Source organism: Candidatus Palauibacter soopunensis (assembly GCF_947581735.1).
In the GTDB taxonomy this organism is placed as follows: Bacteria; Gemmatimonadota; Gemmatimonadetes; order Palauibacterales; family Palauibacteraceae; genus Palauibacter; species Palauibacter soopunensis.
The window spans coordinates 110,294-117,464 of the sequence record NZ_CANPVT010000040.1 but is presented as its reverse complement, the minus strand read 5'-3'; the positions used below and the strand labels follow the sequence as shown (position 1 = coordinate 117,464).

Genomic DNA, 7,171 nt, shown 5'->3' with positions numbered 1-7,171 from the left:
GTCGGCGGCGGCAGCGGCGCCGGGGGCGGCGGCGTTGGCGGCCGGGGGAGCGGCACTGGCAGCGCCCGGGGCGGCGGGGCCCGGGCGGGCCGGGCTCGAAGCGGCGGGATTGGCCGAGGAGCGGCAGGCGAACGAGCCGACGGCCAGGAGCATGGACAGCGCGAGAGCCGTGACGGTCCGCCGCGGGACGACCGTCCGCCCCGGCACAACCGCCCGCCCCCACCCGCCCCGCTTTCGGGGGCCGCTCCACGTCTCTAGTCTCCGCACCATGTCGACCTCCGCCCGCCCCGCGTCTCGCGCTCGCTGCCCCGAACCTACGAAGGGCGAGATGAATCCGCTCGCCGGTTTCCTCTCCCTTCTCTTCCTCCTCCCGACGGCCGCGTGCGGGGGGCCGGAAGCGGGAGCGGGGGCGGGCGCGGCGGAGGCGGGATCCGCCATGGCGGAGGCGCCGGTATCGGCGGTCCGGCCCGGGATCGATGTGCTGCTGGCCGACTCCTCCCATCTCATCGACGGGCGGCGCGTGGGGCTGATCACGAACCGGAGCGGCGTGGGGCGCGACGGCACGAGTTCCATCGACCTCCTGCACGGCTACGCGGGCGCGGAACTCGCGGCCCTCTTCGCGCCCGAGCACGGGATCCGGGGCACGGAAGCGGAGGGCTCCGCGATCGACGACGCGACGGACGAAGGGACGGGGCTGCCGGTCTACTCGCTCTACGGCGAGACGCGGTCGCCCACCCCGGAGATGCTCGCTTCGATCGACGTGCTCGCGTTCGACATCCAGGACATCGGCGCGCGCTACTACACCTACGTGTCGACGATGGCGCTCGCGATGGAGGCGGCCGGGGGCGCGGGCATCCCGATGATCGTCCTCGATCGCCCGAATCCCATCGGAGGCCTCACGCAGGGTCCCGTGCTGGACCCCGCCTTCGCGACCTTCGTCGGCCTGTACCCGGTGCCGACGCGGCACGGGCTCACGGCGGGCGAACTCGCCCGCCTGTATCGGGGGGCGTTCGGCGTGGAGGTGGAGTTGCACGTGGTCCCGGCGGCGGGCTGGTCCGCGGACCGCTGGTTCGATGAGACGAGCCTTCCGTGGATCGCGCCGTCGCTCAACATGCCTTCGCTGGAGAGCGCCACGCACTATCCCGGCACCTGTCTGTTCGAGGGGACGAACCTCTCCGTCGGCCGCGGGACGCCGACCGCGTTCCAGGTGCTCGGCGCGCCGTGGCTGGACGGCGAGGCCTGGGTGGCGGAGATCGGGGCCGTGGCCCCATCGCTGCCGGGGGTCGAGGTCCGGGCGATCACCTTCACGCCCGAGTCGCCGAGCGACGGAAGGTTCGGGGGGGAGGAGATCTCGGGGATCCGCCTCACGGTGACGGACCGGTCGGCCTACGATCCGGTGCGGACCGCGGTGGCGGCGCTGCTCGCCGCGCGCCGGCTCTCGGGCGACGCGTGGGAGTGGAGGGTGCGCCACTTCGACCGTCTCGCGGGCTCGGACCGCCTCCGGCTCGCGATCGACCGCGGCGCCCCGCTCGATGAAATCACTTCGGAATGGGCGGCCGACGTCGCCGCCTTCGAGGCGCTCCGCCGCCCGTACCTGCTCTACGCCCGCTGACCGGCGGGCCGGCGGGCAGCCGGTGGCCGTCCAGTCGGAGCCACGGACGTTCCCGCGGGAACGCGCGCCGACGGCACCCGCCGGGGGGGGACCCCTACCGGGGGACGATGATCCGGGCGGCCAGCGGCGAGACCTTCGCCTCCATGGGCGTTTCGCCCCGCGGGTCGCCGTCGATCTCGATGGCGACGGGCGGGTCGGCCTCGATCCGGACGCTGCGGGCCTGGAAGTAGATGATCTTGTCGTCCCCCGAGAACCGGTTTCGCGTGACGCGCCAGATGATGCGGGCGACCTCCGGGAGGTTGCTGGGGGCGTAGATGCACACGTCGATGAGGCCGTCCTGGAACGAGGCCCCGGGCGCCATCCGGAACTCCACGGGAAGGGGGCCGGCCCCGAGCTGGCCCGCGTTCGCGACGAGCACCATCGACGCCTTCACCTTCACTTCCTGGTCGTCGGCGGTGATCCGGAAGTCGGCGCCGGGGCGGTTGATGACGTTCTTGAGTCCGCTGTAGATGTAGGCCCCGAAGCCGAGGCGGCTCTTGAGTTCGGCGGTGGCGTCGGCCATGACCTGCGCGTCGAGGCCCGCGCCGGCCATGAGCGCGAACGTCTCTCCGTTCGCCTCCGCGAGGTCGATACTGGTCACCTTCCCTTCGACCGCGACCCGCACGCTGTCCTCCAGCGAGGTGGGGATGTCGAAGTTGAGGGCGAGCTGGTTGGCGGTGCCGAAGGGGACGATCGCCACGGGCACGGATGTTCCGGCGACGCCGCGCAGGGCCACGCTCACGGTGCCGTCGCCCCCGGCCGCGACGATGGCCCGGTATACGCGCTCCGCGGCCTGGCGGGCGACCTCCAGACCTTCCTCGGAATCCGCGGCCTCGATGATGTCGAAGGGGACGCCCCGCGCGGCGAACGCGCCCCCCAGCCGACGGCGCAACTTCTCGGGCTCCCCGGTGCCGCCCCCCGCGCCGGGGTTGAGGAGCACGAGGAATCGCTCCGAATCGGGATACAGGTGCGCGCCGGACATGTTACTGGGGATCCTCGTCGGGGTCCTCTTCGGAGTCGGAGCCCTCGCCGAACTCCCACTCGCGGAAGAGGAAGAGGCTGTAGGTGCGGTCGTTGGCGACGTTCGTGCCCACGCTGAGGCCGAACAGCCGCTCGTCGAACCGGCTCGCGGTGCCGGCTTCGACGGACCAGCCGGGGAGGAACGCCCACTCGAGGGCGGCCCTCGGAGGTCCGCCGCCCAGCGGCTGCCAGTAGGAGAGGAAGAGCGCGTTGTTCGCATACCACCCGACTTCCAGCGCCGTGCGCTCGAACAGGCTCCGGTTCGCCGCGCCGCCTCCGGCGCCGCGCCCGGCGGCGATCGACGTCAGGTTGAGGTACTCGATGCCGGTCCCGCCGAGCGCGGACGTGAGCCCGGAACTCAGCGGACCGAAGACGAGTTGCTGCCCGATCCTCTGGCCCAGCTGCGGGTCGGCGGAGCGGTAGCATGGCGTGCCGACGGCGAGCAGGCAGTACTGGTCGGTGTCGCTCATGGGCGGGTTGCTCGTTAGGAGGACCTGCGGCTCGATGGCGGTACCGGTGATCCGGGCCTCGACGAACACGGGGCCGTCGACGGTGCGGTCCCGGTATTCGGCGGTGATGTCGATGATCGGATTGAAGCCGTTGCCCCCTGCGAACTGCATGCTCCCCGCGGTGATCCGGAGGGGCCGGACATAGGGCGGCACCTGGTCGAAGAGGTACGTGCCCCGCGGCATCTCGGCGCTTCCGCTGATGTCGAGCACGTCGAAGCGGCGGTCCATGTGGACGGAAATCCCCTCCCCCGTGACCTCCGCATCGAGCCGCGCCGACCGCAGCGAGAGGCCGGAGCCGAGATCCACGTTCGCGTTGAGGACGATGTTGTCGAGGAACGGGTTCCGGAACTGCGCCAGCACGTCTTCCGCGGAGGCGCCGAGAAAGTCGAAGGCTTCCACGTCGCCGGGATTGAAGACCTCGAGTCCGCGAAGGAACTCGTCCTGCTCCAGGTATCCGTCGGAGAGGACGACGTCGCCGCTCACCCAGGGTCTCGCGTAGGCGCTGTCGAGCCGCGCCCGGCCGCTCACGGCGAACGCCATGTCGTTGCGCACGATGCCGTGGAACTCGTTCGCGTCGAAGTCCAGGGCGAAGACGGGGTTGGTGATCCGGGCGATGTCCACGGTGCCGCGCGTCCTCAGCGAACCGCCGAGGTCCGACCCCACGTAGGCCGAATCGACGAAGGCGAGCGAGGAGCCCCGGAAGGAGACGCGGGCGCCGGTATCGGTGAGCCAGACGCCGAGGTCGGGAACCCAGCCCCGCCCGTCCACGATGCGCAGGGCGCCATCGTAGCGGAGCGCGCCGGGGGCACCGCGAATCGAGAGGTCGGTCTCGGCGATGCCGGTCACCTCCTCGAAGGTCGGCAGCACGAGTTCGACGAGCGCCAGCGGGAGGCGGTCGCCGGTCAGGTCGAGGTCGAACGGATCGTCGAGGAGGCGGCGCTCCACCGGGAGGATCGCGAGGTCCGTCGCCACGGCGCCGCCGAGCCGTCCCAGGAGGGCGCCGCCGTCGACGAGGTCGATCTCCCCCGCGAGTTCGCGGGCGGCGTAGCCGACCCGCGCGCTCAGCGCGTCGTAGGCCTGGTGCTGGAGGGACGGATCGAGGACCTCGAATTCCGCCATCACGAGGGGTTCGGCCAGCGTGCCCGTCGCGCTTACCCGTCCTCCGAGCGTGCCTCCGAGGATCGGTTGCTCCGAGAGCAGGTAGCTGAACTGGTCCACGCGCACGCCGAAGATCTCCACGTCGAGCGATCCCTCGCCGGCGGCGGGGATGAGGCCGTCGGCTTCGAGCCGGCCGAGTTGACCGTTCAGATAGAGGCCTTCGACGAGCAACGCCGAGTCGGAGTAGACGAGCCGGGCGGGCGTCACGAGCGTGGACTCGAGTTTGCCGAGACGGAGGCGGAGGTCCGTCAGGCCCGCGCTCCAGACGTCGCCGCCGACCACGACGCCGCGACCCGAGACCTCGAGGCTGGAGTCGCGCTGCGCGTAGAATTCGGCGTCCAGCGCGTCGGCGCCGGGCTCGCCGGCGCCCGAGCGGGCCAGCAGCAGCGTGAGCGAATCCACGCGGCGTCCATCCAACTCGACGTTCGTCGCGGTGAACCGGGACCGCAGGTCGCCGATGCGCGGCGGGTCGAACAGTTCGACGCGGGCCGAGAAGTCTCCGGCTCGGTAGCTCCGGAAGCGCGCGTCCGAGCCCTCGATGCTGGCGTCGAGCGTGAAGTCTCCCCAGCGGCCCGTGGCGGTCCCCCGCGCCTCCAGCCGGCCGTCCAGCCCCTCCGTCGGCCGCCGCGTGCGCCGGCCGCGGCCCAGCAACTCCTCGACGCTCTCGAACAGCGCTTCGCCGGCCTCGGCCTCCGCGCCGCCCGGAATCTCATCCACGAACCAGCGGTCCCAGTCGGAGAGATCGGAGGCTTCGGCCTCGAAGGCGATCTGCCCGCTCCGGCCCTCCGCGAGCCCGAAGTCGCCCAGCACCGAGAGCGTACCGACGTCGGAGGCGAGGAACGCGCTGTCGATCGTCGCCACGCCGTCGGCCACGCGCAGCCGCACGCGGCTGTCGAAGATCTCGGCCTGGTCCACCCGCGAGGCGAGGACTTCGAGGTCGAACGCCGCCTCGAGCGTCGCGGGGTCGATTCCCTCTCCCTGCACGCGCCCCCGGACGGCGAGCCGCGACGCCGGAGCGCCCTCGACCCACTGGTCCAGCGAGAGGTCCGTGCCCTCGATCTCCGTGTCGTAGCGCAGTTCCTCGGAGGCGAGGTCGAAGTCTCCGTTCAGGACGAGCCGGCCGCGTTCCGATTCGAGTTCCGCCTCGAGGGCCAGCGCTTCGAGACTCCCGCGCGCCCGAATGGGACCGGTCACCGCGCCGGCCAGTTCGATTCCGGGGGCCCACGGGCGCAGCAGCGTGAGCGCCAGCGGGTTCGCGTCGATCGCCGCATCGACCTGCGACCGGGCGAGGTTCAGGAACCCGGAACCCGAGAAGCGCGAGCGATCGCCGGCCGGCGTCAGATGCTCGACGGCGCCCTCGAACGCGACGCCGCTGTCCTGCTCGCGGTCGAGGGTGAGCGAACCGAAGAAGCGCCCGTCGATCCCCAGGTCCATGTCGATGAGACGGGTCCAGCGGGACTCGAAGGCGTCGACGTCCACGCCGAGGCGGCGGAGGCTCAGGAACTCCTCGCCGATGCCGACGCCGCCGCGGGCCCGCAGGCTGGATGGCGGCGTGTCCGGATCGGGGTCGTGCAGGGTGAGATCGGCGACGACCGTCAGGTCATCGACATAGCCCGAGCCGCGCAGCGTGCCGCGGATCTCCCCCGGCAACGTCTCCGGGGCCGCGGGCAGGGTGTCGCGTCCGAGGAGGGGGCCCAGGTGCGCGAGATCGAAGGGGGCCAGGGTGACGCCGATGCGGCGGAACCTGGGACGCCGCTCGACGGTGAGGGCGAACCCTCCGGTCATGCGGGTGTCGCCCGTCCGGAAGTCTCCGTTCGTGACGTCCACGACCGTATTGCCGCCGCGGCCGCTGAGGCCGATGGACATGGGGCCGCCGCCGGTCTCGGGCAGGTCGATGGGCAGCCAGCGGAGGTCCCGGACGTCGAGCCGGTCGGCTTCGAGCGCGAACTCGAAGTCGACGCCGTTCGAAGCCATCCACCCTTCCCCGCGGATCGTCGACTGGTCCGTCTCGAATCTCTCGATGTCGATGAGGGCCGTGTCCCCGATCGTCAGGTGCATCCGCAGGCCCGAGAGTTCCAGCGGCTGGTTCACGGCGAGCAGCGTGGCGGTCGCCTCCTCGACTTCGATCATGAACGGAGCTTCGGGATCCGTCACCCGCGCGACCGGGAACCGGCCGCTGAGGTTCGTGATTTCGAACACGCGCTCGAATTCGCCGTCCGCGGTCTCCTGCAGGGCCCACGGCGACTCCCCCGCCCGCGCCTCGCGCAACGCCTCCGCCCTTGCGGTTCCGGTCATCGTCTCCGTCCACGGCGCACGGATCTCGATGCGGCCGGAGGCGACCGTCGCGTCATGCAGGAGGATGCCGAGCGCGGCGTTCGACGCTCCGGACACCTGCGGTCCCTGGAGGAGCGAGGCCGTTACGGACGGCGCCGGCGGCTCCGGCCGCGGGGGCGGTTCGAAGACGCGGTCGTAGTTCCAGCGGCCGTCCGGATACTGCCGGAGGCGGAGGTCCAGACCGCGCGCGTGGAGTCGGCCCACGTCGAGTCGCTGCCGCAGGAGGGCCACGGGGTCGTGTTCGATCGTGACGGTGTCGAGCGCCAGAAACAGTTCCCCGTCCGCGTCGACGATCTCGAAGCGGGAGACGGTGAGGTCGTTGAGGAGATTGCCGGAGATGGCGTGGCCGATGCGCACCTCCCCGTTCACGCTGCGCGCAATGGCGCTCTCGAGCAGCGACAGCGCGGCGTCCCGGCCCCCGGCGGTCTGCGTGACCACGATGAAGACCGCGATCACCAGCACGCTCGCGACGACGGCCACCGGCAGGGCGATCCGGCGC

4 protein-coding genes are annotated in these 7,171 nt (G+C 71.8%); 1 reads left to right on the top strand and 3 read right to left on the bottom strand.

All coding sequences use genetic code 11. The annotated features are described in order from the left end of the window. Positions 1-270: hypothetical protein (locus tag RN901_RS11405; RefSeq protein ID WP_310758410.1), on the bottom strand; the 270-nt coding region annotated here is incomplete at its 3' end. A gap of 58 nt (positions 271-328) precedes the next feature. On the opposite strand from RN901_RS11405, the gene RN901_RS11400 reads away from it, so the two are divergent. Then, complete coding sequence (locus RN901_RS11400; RefSeq protein WP_310758409.1) at positions 329-1,612, top strand: DUF1343 domain-containing protein; 1,284 nt, start codon at positions 329-331, stop codon at positions 1,610-1,612. 94 nt (positions 1,613-1,706) lie between these two features. Here the strand turns inward: RN901_RS11400 and RN901_RS11395 are convergent, their stop codons facing one another. Further along, on the bottom strand, positions 1,707-2,633 hold the full coding sequence (locus RN901_RS11395; protein ID WP_310758408.1) for a diacylglycerol kinase family lipid kinase: 927 nt from the start codon (positions 2,631-2,633) through the stop codon (positions 1,707-1,709). A gap of 1 nt (position 2,634) precedes the next feature. Then, positions 2,635-7,152: a translocation/assembly module TamB domain-containing protein gene (locus RN901_RS11390; protein ID WP_310758407.1), complete on the bottom strand. Its 4,518-nt coding sequence runs from the start codon at positions 7,150-7,152 to the stop codon at positions 2,635-2,637. Between the last annotated feature and the right edge of the window lie 19 nt (positions 7,153-7,171).

Bases quoted from the DNA above. Each gene is read 5' to 3' on its own strand.
- RN901_RS11400 (WP_310758409.1), top strand. From the start codon at position 329: ATGAATCCGCTCGCCGGTTTCCTCTCCCTTCTCTTCCTCCTCCCGACG.
- RN901_RS11395 (WP_310758408.1), bottom strand. From the start codon at position 2,633: ATGTCCGGCGCGCACCTGTATCCCGATTCGGAGCGATTCCTCGTGCTC.